General features: G+C 63.7%; 14 protein-coding genes. 5 read left to right on the top strand and 9 right to left on the bottom strand.

Annotation, left to right across the window (positions count from 1 at the left end; translation table 11 throughout):
- Window positions 1–82: 82 nt before the first annotated feature.
- On the bottom strand, window positions 83–2,281 hold the full coding sequence (gene mtlD / locus ACIQUI_RS18450; protein WP_403201261.1) for a bifunctional mannitol-1-phosphate dehydrogenase/phosphatase: 2,199 nt from the start codon (window positions 2,279–2,281) through the stop codon (window positions 83–85).
- A 396-nt stretch (window positions 2,282–2,677) separates the two neighbouring features.
- Between mtlD and ACIQUI_RS18445 the strand changes: the two genes are divergently transcribed.
- Complete coding sequence (locus ACIQUI_RS18445) at window positions 2,678–2,974, top strand: DUF3144 domain-containing protein (protein ID WP_403201258.1); 297 nt, start codon at window positions 2,678–2,680, stop codon at window positions 2,972–2,974.
- Between the two features lie 234 nt (window positions 2,975–3,208).
- On the opposite strand, the gene ACIQUI_RS18440 is transcribed toward ACIQUI_RS18445, so the two are convergent.
- Both ACIQUI_RS18440 and soxR read right to left on the bottom strand, forming a co-directional pair.
- Window positions 3,209–3,457, bottom strand: a complete 249-nt coding sequence (locus ACIQUI_RS18440; protein ID WP_043202493.1) for a CsbD family protein — start codon at window positions 3,455–3,457, stop codon at window positions 3,209–3,211.
- 248 nt (window positions 3,458–3,705) lie between these two features.
- Window positions 3,706–4,161 (bottom strand): redox-sensitive transcriptional activator SoxR, encoded by a 456-nt coding sequence (gene soxR, locus ACIQUI_RS18435; RefSeq protein ID WP_391134583.1) that lies wholly within the window; start codon window positions 4,159–4,161, stop codon window positions 3,706–3,708.
- A gap of 84 nt (window positions 4,162–4,245) precedes the next feature.
- Here soxR and ACIQUI_RS18430 point away from each other — a divergent pair, with 84 nt between their 5' ends.
- Together ACIQUI_RS18430 and ACIQUI_RS18425 are read left to right on the top strand one after the other, a co-directional pair.
- The gene (locus ACIQUI_RS18430) at window positions 4,246–5,343 is read left to right on the top strand and encodes an efflux RND transporter periplasmic adaptor subunit (RefSeq protein WP_403201255.1); all 1,098 of its coding nucleotides are present in this window, start codon (window positions 4,246–4,248) and stop codon (window positions 5,341–5,343) included.
- A complete protein-coding gene (locus ACIQUI_RS18425) occupies window positions 5,340–8,423 on the top strand; it encodes a MexW/MexI family multidrug efflux RND transporter permease subunit (protein ID WP_403201252.1) in 3,084 nt (1,027 codons plus the stop codon). Before ACIQUI_RS18430 ends, ACIQUI_RS18425 begins: the two co-directional genes overlap by 4 nt.
- A 139-nt stretch (window positions 8,424–8,562) precedes the next feature.
- Here the strand turns inward: ACIQUI_RS18425 and ACIQUI_RS18420 are convergent, their stop codons facing one another.
- Window positions 8,563–9,300 carry a GntR family transcriptional regulator gene (locus tag ACIQUI_RS18420; RefSeq protein WP_403201250.1) on the bottom strand — a complete coding sequence of 246 codons (738 nt, stop codon included), beginning with the start codon at window positions 9,298–9,300 and terminating at the stop codon, window positions 8,563–8,565.
- 118 nt (window positions 9,301–9,418) lie between these two features.
- On the opposite strand from ACIQUI_RS18420, the gene ACIQUI_RS18415 reads away from it, so the two are divergent.
- A complete protein-coding gene (locus ACIQUI_RS18415; RefSeq protein ID WP_403201247.1) occupies window positions 9,419–10,774 on the top strand; it encodes an adenylosuccinate lyase family protein in 1,356 nt (451 codons plus the stop codon).
- Between the two features lie 69 nt (window positions 10,775–10,843).
- Window positions 10,844–12,145 carry a cation:dicarboxylate symporter family transporter gene (locus tag ACIQUI_RS18410; RefSeq protein WP_403201244.1) on the top strand — a complete coding sequence of 434 codons (1,302 nt, stop codon included), beginning with the start codon at window positions 10,844–10,846 and terminating at the stop codon, window positions 12,143–12,145.
- A gap of 179 nt (window positions 12,146–12,324) precedes the next feature.
- Here the strand turns inward: ACIQUI_RS18410 and ACIQUI_RS18405 are convergent, their stop codons facing one another.
- From ACIQUI_RS18405 to ACIQUI_RS18385, 5 genes are all read right to left on the bottom strand, one after another.
- Window positions 12,325–13,839, bottom strand: coding sequence for an MDR family MFS transporter (locus ACIQUI_RS18405; RefSeq protein ID WP_403201242.1), 1,515 nt, complete (start codon window positions 13,837–13,839; stop codon window positions 12,325–12,327).
- Window positions 13,829–14,974, bottom strand: a complete 1,146-nt coding sequence (locus tag ACIQUI_RS18400; protein ID WP_403201239.1) for an HlyD family secretion protein — start codon at window positions 14,972–14,974, stop codon at window positions 13,829–13,831. Before ACIQUI_RS18400 ends, ACIQUI_RS18405 begins: the two co-directional genes overlap by 11 nt.
- 159 nt (window positions 14,975–15,133) lie before the next feature.
- Window positions 15,134–16,552: an efflux transporter outer membrane subunit gene (locus ACIQUI_RS18395; RefSeq protein WP_403201237.1), complete on the bottom strand. Its 1,419-nt coding sequence runs from the start codon at window positions 16,550–16,552 to the stop codon at window positions 15,134–15,136.
- Window positions 16,553–16,656: 104 nt separating this feature from the next.
- Complete coding sequence (locus ACIQUI_RS18390; RefSeq protein WP_403201235.1) at window positions 16,657–17,367, bottom strand: AraC family transcriptional regulator; 711 nt, start codon at window positions 17,365–17,367, stop codon at window positions 16,657–16,659.
- Window positions 17,368–17,536: 169 nt separating this feature from the next.
- A complete protein-coding gene (locus ACIQUI_RS18385; RefSeq protein WP_403201232.1) occupies window positions 17,537–17,923 on the bottom strand; it encodes a cupin domain-containing protein in 387 nt (128 codons plus the stop codon).
- Window positions 17,924–17,952 lie beyond the last annotated feature (29 nt).

The following is a 17,952-nucleotide window of genomic DNA, read 5'->3' as shown; positions in this document are numbered from 1 at the left end:
TCGCGGGCGCGCCCGCTCCCACAGGTACAACGCAGGCTTCAGGCCATGCAGCACCTGTGGGAGCAGCCGGGTTGCTCAAGAACTAAAAGCTGACGCGATCCCTGTGGGAGCGGGCTTGCCCGCGAACACCGGCAACGCCGGTGCCATTGCAAAGCGCGTCCAGCCTGGCTGTCGCATGCCCTTGTGGATACTGCCGGAACGCATGCGAGATGACGCTGATCAGTTGCACATCCCTGACCGGGTCCAACCCCGGAAAACGCTTGCCATCAAGGTCAACGTCACAGGTCAGCACGGCCTCGACACTACCGTCGTTGTCCTGATACACCTGCCTGATCGCCCGGGCTTCCAGCGCCTTGTCGTCTTCGCTGCGCAAGGCATGGTGAATGGCCAGTGCCGCGCCAAACGCCAGCGCCGGGGTTTCGATACCATGCTTGCGGGCAAGGTCGATGCTGCTGAAGATGCGTTCGTTGCGCTGAAGCTTGCGCAACGGGTCGCGCCCCACCCGGGCACAGGGGTCTTTGAACGAGGTTTTGCAGCGTTCCAGGAAGGTGTCGGCAAAACGGCTGACCACCTCCGCCATCTGTGGGTACTCCGCCACCAGTGCGGGCCCGACTTCCTGGCGAATCAGGCGTTCGGCCAGTTCGCTCACCCGTGCATCGCCCATACCCTGGCCTACCGAGTCATGGCCCAACAGGCTGGCGTACCAGGCGACGATGGCATGCGGGCCGTTCCACAGGCGGTTCTTGATGATCTGGATCTGGGTGATGTCACGCACCGTTTTCACCTGGCGCAGGCGTTCGAGCAGGTCACTGCCGTGCTCTACATACAGCGGCATGTCGGGCTCGCTGTTGAACAGGATCAGGTGCAACTGGCTCATCGCGCTGCTGGGCTGGGCGAACGGCCTGAAACGCCCGATCAGTCGCTCGTATTCAGGCACTGGCCTTGATGCCTTTTTGGCGATGGCTGGCTCGTCTTCCAGGCTGTTCTGGAACATCTGCGACTTGATGCGCAGTTGCCGCACCAATGCGTCGTTGCTGAGCTTGGAGACAATGCGGCTGACGACGGTTTCGGCGAAACGGGTCTTTTCCAGCACTTGCTGCCCAATGGCTGGCGGGCACAGCAATACCAGCTCCGCTTGCACATGGCGGCGCACGAACGCGGCGCCGCCCACCTTGTTCAGCACGATCAGCAAGGTCAGCTCACGGCCACGTCGTTCGAAGCGTTGCAGTAGCCCCTTGGCAATCACCTTCGCCTGGTTGCGGATGGCCTGTTCCGGGAGGCTCAGGCCGATGATTTCGGCCGCGGTGTACATGCCGATGACTGCGTCGTCATCGTCCAGGTCGATCATGCGCACGTTGTCGATGGTCTGGTCGAACGATGTAGCACCGTAGCGCACGCTGTAACGGCCGAAGGCATTGACGCTTTCGCGAAGCATGCGCGAGCGGGTCGCGGCGATGATTTCACATGGCCGGGTGTAGCCATCCCAGTGGGAGAAAACCTGCGTCAGGTAGCCACCCCCGATGGCGCCGAAACCATGAATGCCCACGCGGAACTGGTTCATGGAGGCCGGGAAGCTTTCGTTCAGTTCGGGCATGCCAAGGTCGGGCACGCACTCGCTCAAATCCGCCAGGAATTCAGTCATGCTGCGGTAGGCCTTGAGCGCGCCTGCCTTGATCTCGGCAGCAGGTGGCTTGATGTCTTCGATCAGGATCGCCTGGCCTTCGGCACGCATGGCCGACAGCATGCCGTTCTCCGAATCCTCGACCATGAAGCATTGGCCCGGCTCGCAATTGAGCGCGCGGGCGGCTTTCAGGAAAATCTCGGGGTGGGGTTTGCCCTGGCTGACTTCATCGCCGCAGACGGTGATGTCGAAGTACTTCAGCACGTTGGCGTTGATCAGGTATTCCTCGGCAATGGCACGGCGGCTGGACGTGGCCACCGCCATGGTCAAGCCTGACTTGCGCAAGCGCTCCAGCACTTCCAGCAGGCCGGCCTTGACCGGTACACCGTGATTGCGCACATGCTCCAGCTCAAGTTCATCCGCACGTTTGCGGATTTCGGCGTAGGGGAAATCTTCACCGTTGTGCGCCTTGGCCAAGGCTTCTGCCTTGGTCGCGCTCAGGCCCAGCGAGCCGATCAGTGTGTGCTCGCCCAGCGCTTTGCCGAAGATTTCCAGCGAAGCTTGTTTCAGCGTCTTGAAGCGCAAGCGCTCGGTGTCGAAGAGGGTGCCATCCATATCGAAGATGGCGCTGAGAATCTGTTTACCTTGAAAGAAAAGCATTGCGTGTTGCCCCTGTGGGTGCGTCAGACATCTCGCCTGTAGCAAGCGAGTACGGCGTGTGAACTGCAGCGTCGGCAGTCAGGTCGGGGGCACGCGTTTGGCAGGTACACGCTCAGGCGTGACACAGAAGTAGGGCGGGGCGGAGCGGGGAGTGCAGAGGAGGTTTGCAACCTTTGAGGCAAGGCGGGCGGCTCGTTTGGCCTTGAGGTCACGCCCACTGGCTGCAGTCGGTTTTGCAGGCAGTGGGCGCAAATAGCGATGGATACGTGTGATTCCAAGCATAAGGTGCTTTGCTTCCTTTTTCGTCATGGGTGATCCTTTTTCAGCCTTGCACGTATGCGCCGCGACATGCAAGGCTTGGCCTCCCGCTCGTATCCCGCAACAAGGTGAACCGCAATGACCAAAGCTACCGACCAGGCTTTTTACGACCGCGCCGACGCGCACATCGAACTGGCCAACCAGCAGATCGAAAAGTTCGAGGACCTGGGCAAGGTAAGCGCTTCGCTGACCTTTGGTGCGGCACGTTTCAGCGCCTGGATGAGCGCCCGCAGTTTCAAGAGCGGCGCCGAGCTGGGCGCAGCGAGGGAAGAGATTCTGAAGTACTTCTGCGAGCAGTACCGGATGATGCTCGAGGACAACCTCGACGAGCATATCGAGCATTTTGACCAGTACATGCTGGGCAAGAACGAATAAGACCGCAGGCGCTGCATACCTCGTGGCCAACACCTGTCAGCCCTGACGCAATTCCTATGGGAGCGGGTTTACCCGCGAAGAAGCCACCGTAGTGGATGGCACCGGCTTTGCCGGTGTTCGCGGGCATGCCCGCTCCCACAGATAATGCACCTTTTTCCTACCTACGATATCGCCATCTGGTGATGGCGCAGGCGGACGACATGTCCGCCCCTGAACTACCTGTTGCGCCCCGATTCAACGGCGCAGCAGGCGCGAAATCACCAGTGTCACGGCGGCGGTGATGGCCAGTGCGGCGATAGGTTTTTCCTTGACGAACGAAGACACCGTGTCCAGGGCATCACCGTAGGTCTTGGTCACCTGGCCTGCAGCCTGACGCGCATCGCCTTCGGCTTCCAGCGCCGGGTCTTCGACCAGCCGGCCCACAGCGCTCTGCGCTTTGCCTGCAAGGTTCTCTGCAACGCCTTCGATCTGTTCGCGTTTCATGATGGCTTAGTTCCTTCCTGTGAGTGGCTTGGGTTAACAGCACAGGGTTAGGGCGTTGGCAGGCCACAATCGTTCCAAAAAGCTTGCCTGCCCCTCTGGGGGCAACTGTCTTGCTCAATTTCTAAAAGCTGGCGCGAATCCCTGTGGGAGCGGGCTTGCCCGCGAACACCGGCAAAGCCGGTGCCATCCACCGCGTTGCCTGCTTCGCGGGCACGCCCGCTCCCACAATGTTTGCGCAAGTCTGCAGGCTAGCGGGCTTTCTTCTCGAGAATTCTCGCCCCGGTGCCTTCCTTCGCCAGCACATCCTCGGGGTTGCGCAGTGGGCAATCTTCCAGTGACAGGCAGCCGCAGCCAATGCAGTTGTCCAGGCTGTCGCGCAGCGCCTCCAGCGTGCGGATGCGGGCGTTCAGGTCTTCGCGCCAGGCCGTGGACATCTCGCCCCATTGCGCCGCGGTCAGCTTGCTGTTTGGCGCATAACGGCTGAAGGCCTGCTTGATTTCCTCCAGCGGAATACCGGTGCGTTGTGCCACCTTGATGATCGCCAGCGTACGCAGCACCAGCGAGGGAAAACGGCGCTGGTTGCCGGCTGTGCGGACACTGGCGATCAGCCCCTTGGACTCGTAGAAGTGCAGCGCAGACACTGCCACGCCGCTGCGTTTGGCCACTTCGCCTACCGTGAGCATCCGCGTGTTGTCCGCTGCCATGCCTGTTGACCTCAAGTTAAGTTGAGCTCTTATAGTCCTGCCCGATCTTCCCCGCAACCGCTTTCCTGATGATCGGAGCACTGGATGAACAAAAGGACGTTACTGGCCTGCGCCGGCGCTGTGGCAGGTGTGCTGGCCACTGCCTATGCGCTGGTAGGTAGTGGTTCGGCGCCACCCGCCACGGCGGCGTGGCCTGCAACCAAGGTGGCGCTGGCCACCGCCGAACAGGTGCAGGTGGCGCGGCAGAACTTTGCCTCGGGGGAGCTTGAGGCTGTCAACCAGGTGCAGGTGGCGGCGGAGGTGGCAGGGCGCATTACCGGCATCGCATTCGAGTCGGGGCAGGCGGTAACGGCCGGGCAGGTGCTGGTGCAACTCAATGACGCGCCGGAGCAGGCCCAGCGCGTGCAGTTGCGGGCCAAGCTGCGTAACGCCGAGGTGGTGTTGCAGCGCAGCCGCAAACTGCTGGCAATGCATGCCGTTTCGCAGGAACTGTTCGACAACGCGGCCACCTCCGTGGATGTGGCCCGTGGCGAGTTGCAGCACGTCGAGGCGCTGATTGCGCAGAAGGCCATCCGTGCGCCGTTTGCCGGCAAGCTTGGCATCCGTCGGGTACATCAGGGCCAGTACCTGGGCGCTGGCGAGACCATCGTCAGCCTGGCAGACACCCGCCAGTTGCACGTCAACTTTTCCCTGGGCGAGCAGGCCGCCCCCGACGTGCATGTCGGGCAGGTGCTGGCACTGGGTGTGGATGCCGTGCGCAGCCAAGGTTTCCAGGCCCAGGTAGTGGCGGTCGACCCGGTTATCAGCAAGGCGCGCCTGGTGCAGGTGCAGGCAGCGCTGCCGAACCCGAACGGGCAGTTGCAGCCGGGCATGTACGCCAGCGTGCGCCTGGATGCTGCGCAGCCGTCGACCGTGCTGGCCGTGCCGGAAACCGCAATCACCTACACCGCCTATGGGCAGACGGTGTTCGTTGCGACCCAGGATGCGCAACATGGCACCCGGGTCGGCCGAGTGCGGGTTACCACCGGTGAGCGCTGGCAGGGGCGAGTGGAGGTGACCTCCGGGTTGGCGCCAGGTGACCGGGTGGTGGTGTCCGGCCAGCTCAAGCTGAGCGATGGCATGCCGGTGGAGCCGGTGGCGCAGGACAGCCTGCAGGCCAACCTGGGAGGGCGGCAGCCGTGAAGTTTACCGACCTCTTCGTGCGCCGCCCGGTGCTGGCACTGGTGGTCAGCAGCCTGATCATCCTGTTGGGGCTGTTTGCCATGGGCAAGCTGCCGATCCGCCAGTACCCGTTGCTGGAAAGCTCCACCATCACCATCAGCACCGAGTACCCCGGCGCCTCCGCCGAGCTGATGCAAGGCTTTGTGACCCAGCCGATTACCCAGGCGGTGTCGTCGGTGGAGGGCATCGACTACCTGTCTTCGTCGTCGCAGCAGGGGCGCAGCCTGATCACCCTGCGCATGGTGCTGAACCGCGATTCGACCCAGGCGTTGGCCGAGACCATGGCCAAGGTCAACCAGGTGCGCTATCGCCTGCCGGAAAAGGCCTACGACCCAGTGGTGGAACTGTCGGCAGGTGACTCCACGGCTGTGGCCTACGTGGGTTTTGCCAGCGATACCCTGTCGATACCCGAGCTGAGCGATTACCTGTCGCGGGTGGTGGAGCCGCAGTTCTCCGGCATCGATGGCGTAGCCAAGGTGCAGTCGTTTGGCGGGCAGCGCCTGGCGATGCGCCTGTGGCTGGACAACGAGCGCATGGCCGGGCGCGGGGTGACGGCAGCCGACGTGGCGCAGGCGGTGCGTGCCAACAACTACCAGGCAACACCGGGCCAGGTGCGTGGGCAGTATGTGCTGGCCGATATCCAGGTGGACACCGACCTTACCCGGGTCGAGGACTTTCGCGAGCTGATCATCCGTAACGCGGGCACCGACCTGGTGCGCCTGCGCGATGTCGGCACCGTCGAGCTGAGTGCGGCGGCCACCCAGACCAGTGCCACCATGGACGGCAAGCCGGCCGTGCACCTTGGCTTGTTCCCCACGCCGGCCGGCAACCCGCTGGTGATTGTCGAGGGTATTCGCCAACTGCTGCCGCAGATTCAGCAGACCCTGCCACCGGGTGTGCATGTGGCGTTGGCCTACGAGACCGCACGGTTCATCGACGCCTCCATCCACGAGGTGCTGCGCACCCTGGTAGAAGCGATGCTGATCGTGGTGCTGGTGATCTGGCTGTGCCTGGGCTCGCTGCGCAGTGTGTTGATTGCAGTGGTGGCCATCCCGTTGTCGATGCTCGGCGCCGCAGGCTTGATGCTGTTGTTCGGCTTCAGCCTCAACCTGCTGACCTTGCTGGCGATGGTGTTGGCTATCGGCCTGGTGGTAGACGATGCCATCGTGGTGGTGGAGAACGTGCACCGCCATATCGAAGAGGGCAAGTCGCCGGTTGCTGCGGCACTGGCCGGGGCGAGGGAAATTGCCGGGCCGGTGATTGCCATGACCCTCACCCTGGCGGCGGTGTATGCGCCGATCGGGCTGATGGGCGGGCTGACCGGGACACTGTTCCGCGAATTCGCCCTGACCCTTGCGGGGGCGGTAATCGTGTCTGGCGTGGTGGCGCTTACCTTGTCGCCGGTGATGTGCTCGCTGTTGCTGCAACCCGGTCAGCAGCACGGCGCAATGGCCAACCTGGCGGACCGTGTGTTCGCGGCGCTGACCGGGGCTTACGGGCGGGTGTTGGCCTACACCCTGTCTCATCGCTGGATCAGTGGCGGCGTGGCACTGCTTGTGTGCCTGAGCCTGCCCTGGCTGTACCTGCTGCCACAGCGCGAACTGGCACCCCCCGAGGACCAGGCGGCGGTGCTCACGGCCATCAAGTCGCCGCAGCATGCCAGCCTGGACTATGCGGAACGCTTTGCGCTGAAGCTCGACCAGGTGATGAAGTCCATTGCCGAAACCACCGACACCTGGATCATCAACGGCACCGACGGCCCGGCCGCCAGCTTCGGCGGTATCAACCTCAGTGCCTGGCAGGCCCGCGAGCGCTCGGCTGCGCAGGTGCAGGCGCAACTTCAGCAGGCGGTAGCGGACATCGAAGGCAGCAGTATTTTTGCCTTCCAGGTGGCCTCGCTGCCGGGCTCCAGCGGTGGTTTGCCGGTGCAGATGGTGCTGCGCAGTGCCCAGGATTACCCTGGGCTCTACCAGACCATGGAAGTGCTCAAGCAGCGTGTCCGCGACAGTGGCCTGTTCGCCGTGGTGGACAGTGACCTGGACTACAACAACCCGGTGGTGAAGGTGCGCATCGACCGGGCCAAGGCAGCCAGCCTGGGCATCAGCATGCAGGCCATTGGCGAGTCGCTGGGCGTGCTGGTGGGCGAGCAGTACCTTAATCGCTTCGCCCTGTTCGGGCGTTCCTACGACGTTATCCCGCAGAGCATTCAGGACCAGCGCCTGACGCCGGCAGCGCTGAACCGCCAGTATGTGCGCGCCGAGGACGACAGCCTGGTGCCGCTGGCCACGGTGGTGCACCTGGACCTCGAGGTTGCGCCCAATCGCCTGCTGCAATTTGATCAGCAGAATGCCAGTACCTTGCAGGCGATCCCGGCGCCGGGTGTGTCGATGGGCAATGCCGTGGCATTTCTCGAGCAACTGGCCAGTGAGTTGCCACCTGGCTTCAGCCACGACTGGCAATCGGAATCACGCCAGTACGTGCAGGAAGGTTTTGCCCTGATGTGGGCGTTTCTTGCCGCACTGGTGGTGATTTACCTGGTGCTGGCGGCGCAGTACGAAAGCCTGGTGGACCCGCTGATCATCCTGGTGACCGTGCCGCTGTCTATCTGTGGTGCGCTACTGCCGCTGGCACTGGGCTGGGCCACGCTGAACATCTACACGCAGATCGGCCTGGTGACATTGATCGGGCTGATCAGCAAGCACGGCATCCTGATGGTGGAGTTCGCCAACGAGATCCAGGTACGCGACAACCTGAACCGCGCCGAGGCTATCGTGCGCGCTGCGCAGATACGTTTGCGGCCGGTGCTGATGACCACGGCGGCGATGACTTTCGGCGTGCTGCCGCTGCTGTTCGCCAGCGGTGCCGGGGCTAACAGCCGTTTCGGGTTGGGGGTGGTGATTGTGTGCGGGATGTTGGTGGGGACGTTGTTTACCCTGTTTGTGCTGCCTACGGTGTATGGGTGGCTGGCGCGGGATCACAGGGTGGTGACGGTGCGCAGCAAGCAATTGATCGAGGCCGAACAGCAATTGCGGTTGCAGTAGGCGCAGCAGGTTGGCGCAAGACCTGAATGCAAGTACAAGTCCCTGTGGGAGCGGGCTTGCCCGCGAACACCGGCGAAGCCGGTGCCATACACCGCGTTGCATTTTTCGCGGGCGAGCCCGCTCCCACAGGGGGCGTGGGTCAGGCGGGCGAGCGATCCCGGCGCATCTGGGTCACCAGGGTAAAGCGGTCATCCGGGTGCACCGTTTCGGAAACGGCCATCAAATCACCATTCTCCTCGCGGTAATGGCGGATGATCTTCAACCCCGGTGAGCCCGCTTCGGCCTTCAGCGCGCGGGCCATTTCCGCAGTCAGCAGCACTGCACGCACCTGCTGATCGACCACCGCGATCGCCCGGCCATAGTGCTGCTCGATCAAGCCTGCGATCAGTTGGTCGGGGTGCTCGCGCGCCCGTTCGATCACCTCGGCATAGTCGCGCTGTGCGTACACATCGGTCCAGCACAGTGGCGCCGCATTGTGCGCGCGATCAACGCGAATGCTCGACACGCAGAAGTAATGCTCCCCCGGTACCAGCCCCAACCGCGCCGCCTCGCTCAGGTCGGCGACAAAGTGGCGCACGTCCTGGATTTCCCGCTGCTGGGTTTCGGCCAGGTGGGCAAGGTCGGCCACGCTGGCCAGCGACTGCGAATAACCGCCGCGCGGGCTGCTGGCCTCGACCCGGGTACCCACACGCTTGCGCCGCGATACCAGCCCCTGATTGAGCAACTGGTCGATCGCCGCGCGCACCGTGTGCCGGCTGACACTGTACAGGTCGCACAGCTCGAACTCGGTCGGCAGCAGGCTGCCAACCGGGTAACGGCCGCTGGCGATGCCTTCCATCAAGTCCTTTGCCACGGTGGTGTAGCGGGTCGGGTTCATACCTTTGGTCTGTCTCGCAAATTTCATCGGTTGACAGTGTAACAGCGACAGGGCAAGAATTATGTACGGACATAAATAATATGTCCGGTCAAAAAATAACATTTCAGGATCCCTGCCCATGTCCACCACCGTTTTCGATTCCACCCTGTTCCGCGACATGTTCGGCACCGCCGAAATGCGTGCGGTGTTCTCCGACAAATCGCTGATCGAGCGTTACATCGAAGTGGAAGTGGCCTTGGCCAAGGCCGAAGCCCGCTGCGGCGTGATCCCTGCCGAAGCCGCCGTGCAAATTGCCAAGCTGTCGCGTTACGAGGCGCTGGACCTGGCGCTGATGCAGCACGAGACGGAAATCGTCGGTTACCCGATCCTGCCTCTGGTCGAGCAGCTGTCAAAGCTGTGTGGCGAAGCTGGCCGCTATGTGCACTGGGGGGCGACTACCCAGGACATCATGGACACCGCCGTGGTATTGCAGGTGCGCGCTGCATTGGGCATCGTCGAGCGGGACATCCAGGCCGTGCGTGGCCTGCTGGCCGAACTGGCGCTGCGCTACCGCGATACGCCGATGGCTGGCCGCACCCACCTGCAGCACGCGCTGCCGATCACCTTCGGCTACAAGTGCGCGGTGTGGCTGAGCATGTTCGACCGCCATGCCGAGCGCCTGGTGGAGCTGCGCCCGCGAGTGGAAGTGGGGCAGTTCGCCGGTGCTGCCGGTACCCTGGCCTCGCTGGGCGACAAGGGCCTGGAAGTGCAAGCCGCGCTGATGGCCGAACTGGGCTTGGGCGTACCGCAAGCCACCTGGCACGTGGCCCGTGACGGCCTGGCCGAAACCCTGAACTTCCTCGGCCTGGTCAGCGCCTCGTTGGGCAAGGTGGCGTTGGACATCATGATGATGATGACCAGCGAGCTGGGCGAAGCCTACGAGCCGTTCGTCAAGGGCCGTGGCGCCAGCAGCACCATGCCGCAGAAGCGCAACCCGATTTCCTGCGAGCTGATGTACGCCGCCGCCAAGGGCGTGCGCCAGCAGGCCGGGCTGATGCTCGACGCCATGATCCAGGACTTCGAGCGCTCCACCGGCCCGTGGCAGGCCGAATGGATTGCCATTCCTGAAGCCTTCGCCCTGACCGGCGCCTCGCTGGCCCAGGCGCGCTTCATGCTGGCTGGCCTGGACGTGCGCACCGAGCGCATGCGCAAGAACCTCGACATGACCCAGGGCCTGATCGTCGCCGAAGCCGTGATGATGGGACTGGCCCCGGCGCTGGGCCGCCAGGTGGCGCACGATGTGGTGTATGCCGCCTGCCGCATGGCCAACGACCAGGGCATCAGCCTGCTCGAGGCGCTCAAGGACCAAGGCCAAGCCTGCGCCCACGTCGAACTGGCCACGCTGGAAAAGCTGTGCGACCCGACCAACTACCTGGGGCTGGCCCCTCAGATGGTCGACCAGGCGCTGGCTCGCCCGGGTGCCGTCGCCCGCTGATCCGCCCGGGGCCCGGTCACGATCGGGCTCCGCCCTCTGCTTTTTGACAAGAACAATGAGAATACAGCCATGTCTTCCACTGCTAAAAAGCCGCTGTACAAGGACCTGACCTTTCAGGTCATTGCCGCGATGCTGCTGGGTATCGCCTTCGGTTTCCTCGCCCCCGAACTTGCTGCCAAGTTCAAGGTCCTCGGCGACATCTTTCTCAAGCTGATCAAGACCGCCGTTGCCCCGCTGGTGTTCTTCACCGTGGTGCACGGCATCGCCTCGGCTGGCGACATCAAACGGGTCGGCAAGGTGGGCTGGCGTGCACTGGTGTACTTCGAGCTGCTGTCGACCTTCGCCCTGGCGCTGGGCCTGCTGTGGGGCAACCTGATCAGCATCGGTTCGGGCATGCACGGCGCTCACGCCAGCAGCGCCGCATCGGCGGCTGCCAGTGCTGCCGTTGCCAAAGGCCATGCACCGGCCTCGACCATGGACTTCATCTACAACATCTTCCCCGACAACTTCGTCGGTGCGTTTGCCGGTGGGCAACTGTTGCAGGTGTTGGTGATCGCCGTGTTGTTCGGCTTTGCCTTGCTGGCGCTGAAGCACGAGCGCCGGGCGGTGGTTGAAGATGGCCTGAACCGTGTGTCGGAATGCTTCTTCGAGTTCATCAACCTGATCATGAAGTTCGCCCCGCTGGGTGCATTCGGTTCGGTGGCCTACGCGGTGGGCAGCAATGGTTCGGCGGTGCTGATGTCGCTGGCCAACCTGGTGCTCATGTTCTATGTGGCGGTGGCCTTCTTCCTGTTCGTGGTGCTGGGTGCTGTGTGCCGGTTGTCGGGGTTCAGCCTGTGGCGCTTCCTGAAGTACATAAAGGACGAGATTTTCATCGTGCTGGGCACCGCTTCGTCCGAGAGCGCACTGCCGCGTTTGCTGCAAAAGCTCGAACGCTTCGGCTGCTCGAAGCAGAGCGTGGGCCTGGTGCTCCCGACCGGTTATGCCTTCAACCTGGATGGCACCTCGATCTACATGTCGATGTGCGTACTGTTCATTGCCAACGCCTACGGTGTGCCGCTGGGGTGGGAGCAGCAGTTGGGCATCCTGGCGATCATGCTGGTGACCTCCAAGGGCGCGGCGGCGGTGTCGGGCGGCAGCTTCGTGGTATTTGCCGCCACGGTGACTGCCATTGGTGTGCTGCCGGTGGAAGGGCTGGCGCTGCTGTTTGGCGTGTACCGCTTCATGTCGATGGCCATGGCTACCTGCAATACCATCGGTAATAGCGTGGCGACGGTGGTGGTTGCCAAGTGGGCGGGGGAGTTTACCGAGCAGAGTGCGCGTGAAGAGTATTCGCGGGTGCTGGGCCGTGCGCCTGGGGCAGCGCTTTGAGCCCTTGGGGCCGCTTTGCGGCCCATCGCCGGCAAGCCAGCTCCCACAGTGACCGCGCAAAGCTTGAGGTCTACACCGTACCTGTGGGAGCCCGGCTTGCCGGCGATGGGCTGCGCAGCAGCCCCAAGGGCTGCCACGGTGGTTTGACTGGCTGGCCGCATAAACCTGTAGTTTCGGTATCAAGTCTGCTGCCGGGTCCGAAGCAGCAATGCTGCGACCGCACACCCGATAAGCGCCAGGCACGCCAGGTAAAACGCATCGCTGTAGGCCATCAGATATGCCTCTCGCCGAATCGTCCCCGCCAAGCCCTCCAGCATCTGTTGCTGGTGCGGCAACCAGCTCTGCACTGTCTGGCTGAGCCGTTCCTGCACACCAGGCTCGAATACCGTCACCTGCTCATGAATGCGCTCACTGTGAAAGCGCTCACGGGTCGCCACCAGTTGCGTCAACCCGGCCGTGCCAATGGCACCGCCCAGGTTACGCAGCATGGAGAACACTGCCGAAGCCGAGCCAGCTTCGCGTTTGTCCAGCCCGGCCACCGCCAGCACCGACAGCGCCACCATGATGAACGGCTGGCCAATGCCACGCACCACCGTGGACGGGATGATCACGTTGTCGGCACTGTCAGCGCTAAGGCTCGCACCCAGCCAGCAACCCAGCGCCATGATCAGGAAGCCGCTGGCAACCATGAACTTGGCACTGGTCCAGCCCATCAGGCGTGGCATCAGTGGCGCCAGCAGCAGCTGCACAACGCCATAGGCAATCAACGACACCCCCACGTCGTGCGCGCTGAAACCCTGCAGTTGCGACAGGTAGTTGGGCACCAGGAACACCAGGCCGAACGTGGCCGCGCCGAAGACGAACATCGCCACGCTGGCGACGCCGAAGTTGTAGCGCCCGAGCAAACGCAGGTTGATGAACGCGCGCGGGCCATACAGCTGAGTCTTCACGAACACCACCAAGGCGATGCCGGCAACCACGCTCATGCCGACGATGAACGGCGAGCCGAACCAGTCCAGCCGGCCACCTTCTTCCAGCACGATCTGCAGGCCACCCAGGCCCACCACCATGGCCGCGATACCCAGCCAGTCACCCTTGCGCAACAGCTCCAGTTTCATCGGCCTGGCCTCGATCGACCAGGCGATGGCGACCAGCAGTGCAATGCCGGGGAACAGTTGCAGGTAGAAGATCCAGCGCCATGAATAAGCATCGGTCAGCCAGCCGCCAATCGAGGGCCCGGCCGCCTGCGCCACGCTGTTGGCCAGGCTGAACAGCGCCATGCCCATGGCCATCTTGCTGGCTGGCAGCTCGGTGATGATCAGCTGGAATGACAGCGGGATCAGCACCGCGCCCGCTGCGCCCTGGATAACCCGGATGGCGATCATCGCCTCCAGGCTCGGGGCCCAGGAACAGGCCACCGAGGCCAGCAGGAAAATCAGCGAACCGGTCCACATCACCCGGCGCAGCGAGAACACTTCCACCAGCCAGGCAGTCAGTGGAATCATCACGATTTCCGCCACCAGGTAGGCGGTGGAAATCCACGAGCCTTCTTCAAAGCTGGCGCCCAGCGAGCCGCGGATTTCCGGCAGGGCAGCGCTGGTGACGTGCACGTTCATGCCGGCCATGAAACAGCCGAACAGGCCACCCAGCACCGCCACCCAGGCGCGCAGTGGTACCGGTTGTTCAGTGGGCATCGGCAACCTCGGCAGGGCGGGTGTCGACGGTGGTTACCACCGACATGCCGGGCAGCACGTGCGGGCCATCCAGCGGTTTGTCGAGCAGGATGCGCACCGGGAAGCGCTGGACGATCTTGGTGAAGTTGCCGGTGGCGTTGTCGGATGGCAGCAGTGCAAAGACATTGCCCGAAGCCGGCGAAAAGCTGGCTACCCGGCCATGCAGCGGTTGACCGGCGAAGGTGTCGACACGGATTTCTACCGGTTGCCCCGGCTGCATGTGGGCCAGCTGGGTTTCCTTGTAGTTGGCCACCACGTAGGCCTGCTGCACAGGCACCACCGCCAGCAGCGGCTGGCCAGGCACAACGTACTGGCCGGCGCGCACACGGCGCTGGCCGACCACGCCGTCGAGGGGGGCGCGGATCACGGTATCGTGTTGATCCTGCCCGGCCAGTACCTGGCGTGCCTGTGCGTGGGCCAAGGCCGCTTCCTGTTGCTTCAGTTCGGCGTCAGCCTGAGTGGCTTGAGCGTTGGCCATGGCCAGTTGCGAGCGCTGTTCGCGCAAGGCAGCCTGGGTACCTTGCACGGCAGCCTCAGCCTGGGATGCAGCGGCACTGGCGCTTTCCAGGCGCTGGACTGTTGCGCCATCGTCACGCACCAGGGCGCGGTAGCGTTGCATGTCCAGCACGCTGCGCTGGCGTTCGGCAATGGCACTGTGCAGCGCTGCCTGTGCCTGGACGATGGCTTGTTTGCGCTGGTTGATGCGTTCGGCCGCCACCTGCTGGCTGGCCTGGGCGGCGGCCAGTGCTGCCCGGGCTTCGGCCACGCGGGCCTGGGCCTGGTCGAGCCGCGCCTGGTAGTCGCGGTCTTGCAGGCGCACCAGCACATCGCCGGCGGTTACCGGTTGGTCGTCATCGACCTCTACCTTCGCCACGTAGCCAGCCACGCGTGGGCTCAAGGCCACCCAGTCGGCGCGGATGTAGGCGTCCTCGGTGGATTCCAGGTAGCGGCCGGTGGTGAGCCAGTAGCTGGTGAAGGCCAGCAAGGTGATGGCGGCGGCGCTGGCGCCGGTGATGCAGGCCAGGCGGCGACGGGATCTGGCCCTGGCCTGCTGTGCGGTTTCGGCTGGGGCGGTTTGTTCTACGGCGACGTTCATGTCCGATTTCCATACTTGATTTTTGGGGCTGCTGCGCAGCCTTCGCGGGCAAGCCCGCTCCCACAGAGATGGCGTTGTCTTCAGGCGTTGCGCAGTTTTTGTGGGAGCGGGCTTGCCCGCGAAGGGCCGCAGAGCGGCCCCGTTTGTAGTGACCTGGAGCTACCAACGCCCACCCAGCGCGCGGAACAGGTTGACCTGCGCCTGTGCCAGCCGCCCTCGGGCTTCTACATGGCTGGCCCGCAGGCGAATCAGTTCGCGCTCGCTGTCGAGCAAGGCCAGCCCGTCAACCGTGCCGGCGCGATAATTGCCCTGGGCCAGCGCATACCCCTGCTGGCTGTGTGCCAGGGCCGCGTCCAGCGCCCGCAGACGCTGCCGTTCGCCGTCGTAACGTGCCAGCGCCTGGCGCACGTCCGTCAGTGCGCTCAGTGCCACGCCGTGGTAATGGGCCACCTGCGCCTGCTGCAACGCCTTGGCTTTAGCAACCCGAGCGCGGTTGGCCTTGACGTTGGGGAACTCCCAGCGGATCAGCGGGCCGATGCCGAACACCACCGCATTGCTGTCGACCAGGTTGGCAAGGTGATGGTCCGAGGACGTCAGCGAAGCGCCGAAGCTGACCTTCGGGTACAGGTCTGCCTGGACGATGTCGATTTCCAGCGTGGCGGCCTGCAGTTCACGCTCGGCCTGGCGCACATCCGGGCGGCGTTCAAGCAACTGCCAGCCGTCGCCAGCCGGCAAGGGTGCCGACAGTGCAGGGATCGACGCGCAGGTGTTCGCCTCGGCCACAGCGGCCTGACCGCTGAGCATGCCCAGTTCGTACAGCGCCATTTGCCGTCGGGCTTCCAGCATCGGTAACCGTGCCCGCACCTGTTCCCGCAACCCGAGCAGGCGTTCGCTGTCCAGGGCGGTGGCAACGCCGGCCTGGCGCTGGCGTGTGCTGAGTTGCACGCTGTGATCGAGCGATTGCAGTGACTGGCGTGCCGCATCCAGGCGGGCGGTGTAGACACACTGGTCGATATAGGCACGGCTGGTTTGCGCCACCACGTGCAGGCGCACCAGATCCCGTGCGGCCTGGGTGGCATCAGCCTGTACCCGGGCACGCTCGATGGCGGCACGCACCTGGCCCCAGATATCTACCTGGTAGGCCAATTCGATACCGGGGTTGAATTGCCACTGGGACGGCGCATGGCTGTCGGTGGCTTCAGCCAGGGTCTGGTCATCGGCGCTTTTGCCGTAGGTAGCGGCAAACCCCATTGAAGTGGACGGCCAGCGCCTGGCATCGAACTCGCCGATGCCAGCGAGCATGGCCTGCACATTCGCACCGGCCTGCGCCAGGTCCTGGTTGTGTGCCAGGGCTTGTTGCACCCAGCGGTTGAGCTGTGGGTCCTGGAACAGTGCCCACCAGCGTTCGACAAGCGGTTGCTTGCTGGTGCCGGCCGGCAAGCTGGCTAGCGGGTCTGCCTGTAGTGCGGCGGGTGGCTCGATTGGCGCAGGTTGCCGGGCGCAAGCTGTGAGCAGGCTCAGGATGCCGATGGCGGCACCAAGCCGGGCAGGGAAGGGGAATGATTGCAGTAAAGGCATCACGCACGTCGCTTGAAGTGGAGTGATGCGAGGTTAACGAGGGCGAGGCGGGCCTCGCTGCCGCAAGCGGGACAACCCTGCGCGCAATCGGGACAAGCTGAGCTTCAGTATCCGCGGGCGGCGATTTCCTGCCAGTCGCTGGGGGCGTAGCCGAGTATGCGTTTGAACATGGCAGCAAAGGCGCTGGCGCTCTGGTAGCCATGCTCCAGTGCGACGTTCAGGATCGGTTGGCCCTGTGCCAGGCATTGCTGGCTGAGCATCACCCGGGCCCGGGCGCGCCATTCACCATACGACATGCCCACCTCGCGCTGAAACAGCCGCGCCACACTGCGGGCACTCATGTTCAACTGCGCGCCGCATTGTTCCAGGGTCAGGTCCTGGGCCGGGGCCTGCAGGAAGCGCTCGCACCAGGCCCGCAGCCGCGCCTGTTGCGGCAACGGCACAAAGGCATCGATGCGCCTGGCGGTGGCCAGTTCGCACTGGATCAGCGCCCGCACGTGCTGGCCGTCACGCAGGTCAAACAAGCGGGAGGCAGCCAGGATCAGTTCGTGCAGCAGGCCGGACACCACGATCACCTGGCAGCGCTCGACGCGTGCCTCAAGCAGCAAGGTACGCATGCACACCGCGCCCTCCATGCGGATGGCATGGTTGACCCCGGCGGGCATCCACAAGGCATGCCCGCCGGGGATCACCCAGCTACCGCCCTCGCTGCTGACCCGCATCACGCCGCTGGCGGCGTAGATCAGCTGGTCTTCGGCGTGGCAGTGGCTGGCGACCTCATCGCCGTGCCGGTAGTCCATTTCCAGTGCTTGCATGCAGGGCATCCTCGGTATTGGATCCGATTATACGGTGGTTGAGTGATGCCCAGTTGCGAAGGGTTGCACGATAATGGCTTTGGGTGGCTTTTTTTGGCTTGATGTAAGCTTGTAAAGACCAAAAATTGTTATTGCTCAGGATTTAATGAGCTTTAGTGCCGATATTTATTTAGATCCAGATGTCATTGACCGCAGTGCGCTCGCCCCCTTCATGGCCCGTATTCAGAACACCTCGCGGCTCGATCATCATCAGTTTCGCCTCGCCCTGGGCTGCCGTCCGATGCTCGATGCCACGGGGCACCACGTACAGCTCCCCCGGATGCACATGCACGCAGCCATCCGGCAGGTCGATGCGCAGGGTGCCTTCGAGCACCAGAAAGGCTTCGTCGGTTTCCGGGTGTGCGTGCCAGATGAATTCGCCTTCGATGCGCACGACCTTGAACTGGTAGTCGTTCATTTCGGCAACCACCCTTGGGCTCCATTGCTGTTCAATCAGCGACGCCTTGTGTGCCAGGTTCACGGGGGTGGTGGGGTGGGGGTGACGGGACTCAGGCATGACAATTTCCTCGGTGAGTGGAGTGGTCA

The sequence above is a fragment of the Pseudomonas sp. NPDC090592 genome, assembly GCF_044769185.1.
Classification (GTDB): Bacteria; Pseudomonadota; Gammaproteobacteria; order Pseudomonadales; family Pseudomonadaceae; genus Aquipseudomonas.
This window is presented reverse-complemented; position numbering and strand designations above follow the sequence as displayed.

Bases quoted from the DNA above. Each gene is read 5' to 3' on its own strand.
- ACIQUI_RS18440 (WP_043202493.1), bottom strand. From the start codon at position 3,457: ATGAAACGCGAACAGATCGAAGGCGTTGCAGAGAACCTTGCAGGCAAA.
- ACIQUI_RS18385 (WP_403201232.1), bottom strand. From the start codon at position 17,923: ATGCCTGAGTCCCGTCACCCCCACCCCACCACCCCCGTGAACCTGGCA.
- mtlD (WP_403201261.1), bottom strand. From the start codon at position 2,281: ATGCTTTTCTTTCAAGGTAAACAGATTCTCAGCGCCATCTTCGATATG.
- ACIQUI_RS18430 (WP_403201255.1), top strand. From the start codon at position 4,246: ATGAACAAAAGGACGTTACTGGCCTGCGCCGGCGCTGTGGCAGGTGTG.
- soxR (WP_391134583.1), bottom strand. From the start codon at position 4,161: ATGGCAGCGGACAACACGCGGATGCTCACGGTAGGCGAAGTGGCCAAA.
- ACIQUI_RS18405 (WP_403201242.1), bottom strand. From the start codon at position 13,839: ATGCCCACTGAACAACCGGTACCACTGCGCGCCTGGGTGGCGGTGCTG.
- ACIQUI_RS18420 (WP_403201250.1), bottom strand. From the start codon at position 9,300: ATGAACCCGACCCGCTACACCACCGTGGCAAAGGACTTGATGGAAGGC.
- ACIQUI_RS18390 (WP_403201235.1), bottom strand. From the start codon at position 17,367: ATGCAAGCACTGGAAATGGACTACCGGCACGGCGATGAGGTCGCCAGC.
- ACIQUI_RS18410 (WP_403201244.1), top strand. From the start codon at position 10,844: ATGTCTTCCACTGCTAAAAAGCCGCTGTACAAGGACCTGACCTTTCAG.
- ACIQUI_RS18415 (WP_403201247.1), top strand. From the start codon at position 9,419: ATGTCCACCACCGTTTTCGATTCCACCCTGTTCCGCGACATGTTCGGC.
- ACIQUI_RS18395 (WP_403201237.1), bottom strand. From the start codon at position 16,552: ATGCCTTTACTGCAATCATTCCCCTTCCCTGCCCGGCTTGGTGCCGCC.
- ACIQUI_RS18445 (WP_403201258.1), top strand. From the start codon at position 2,678: ATGACCAAAGCTACCGACCAGGCTTTTTACGACCGCGCCGACGCGCAC.
- ACIQUI_RS18400 (WP_403201239.1), bottom strand. From the start codon at position 14,974: ATGAACGTCGCCGTAGAACAAACCGCCCCAGCCGAAACCGCACAGCAG.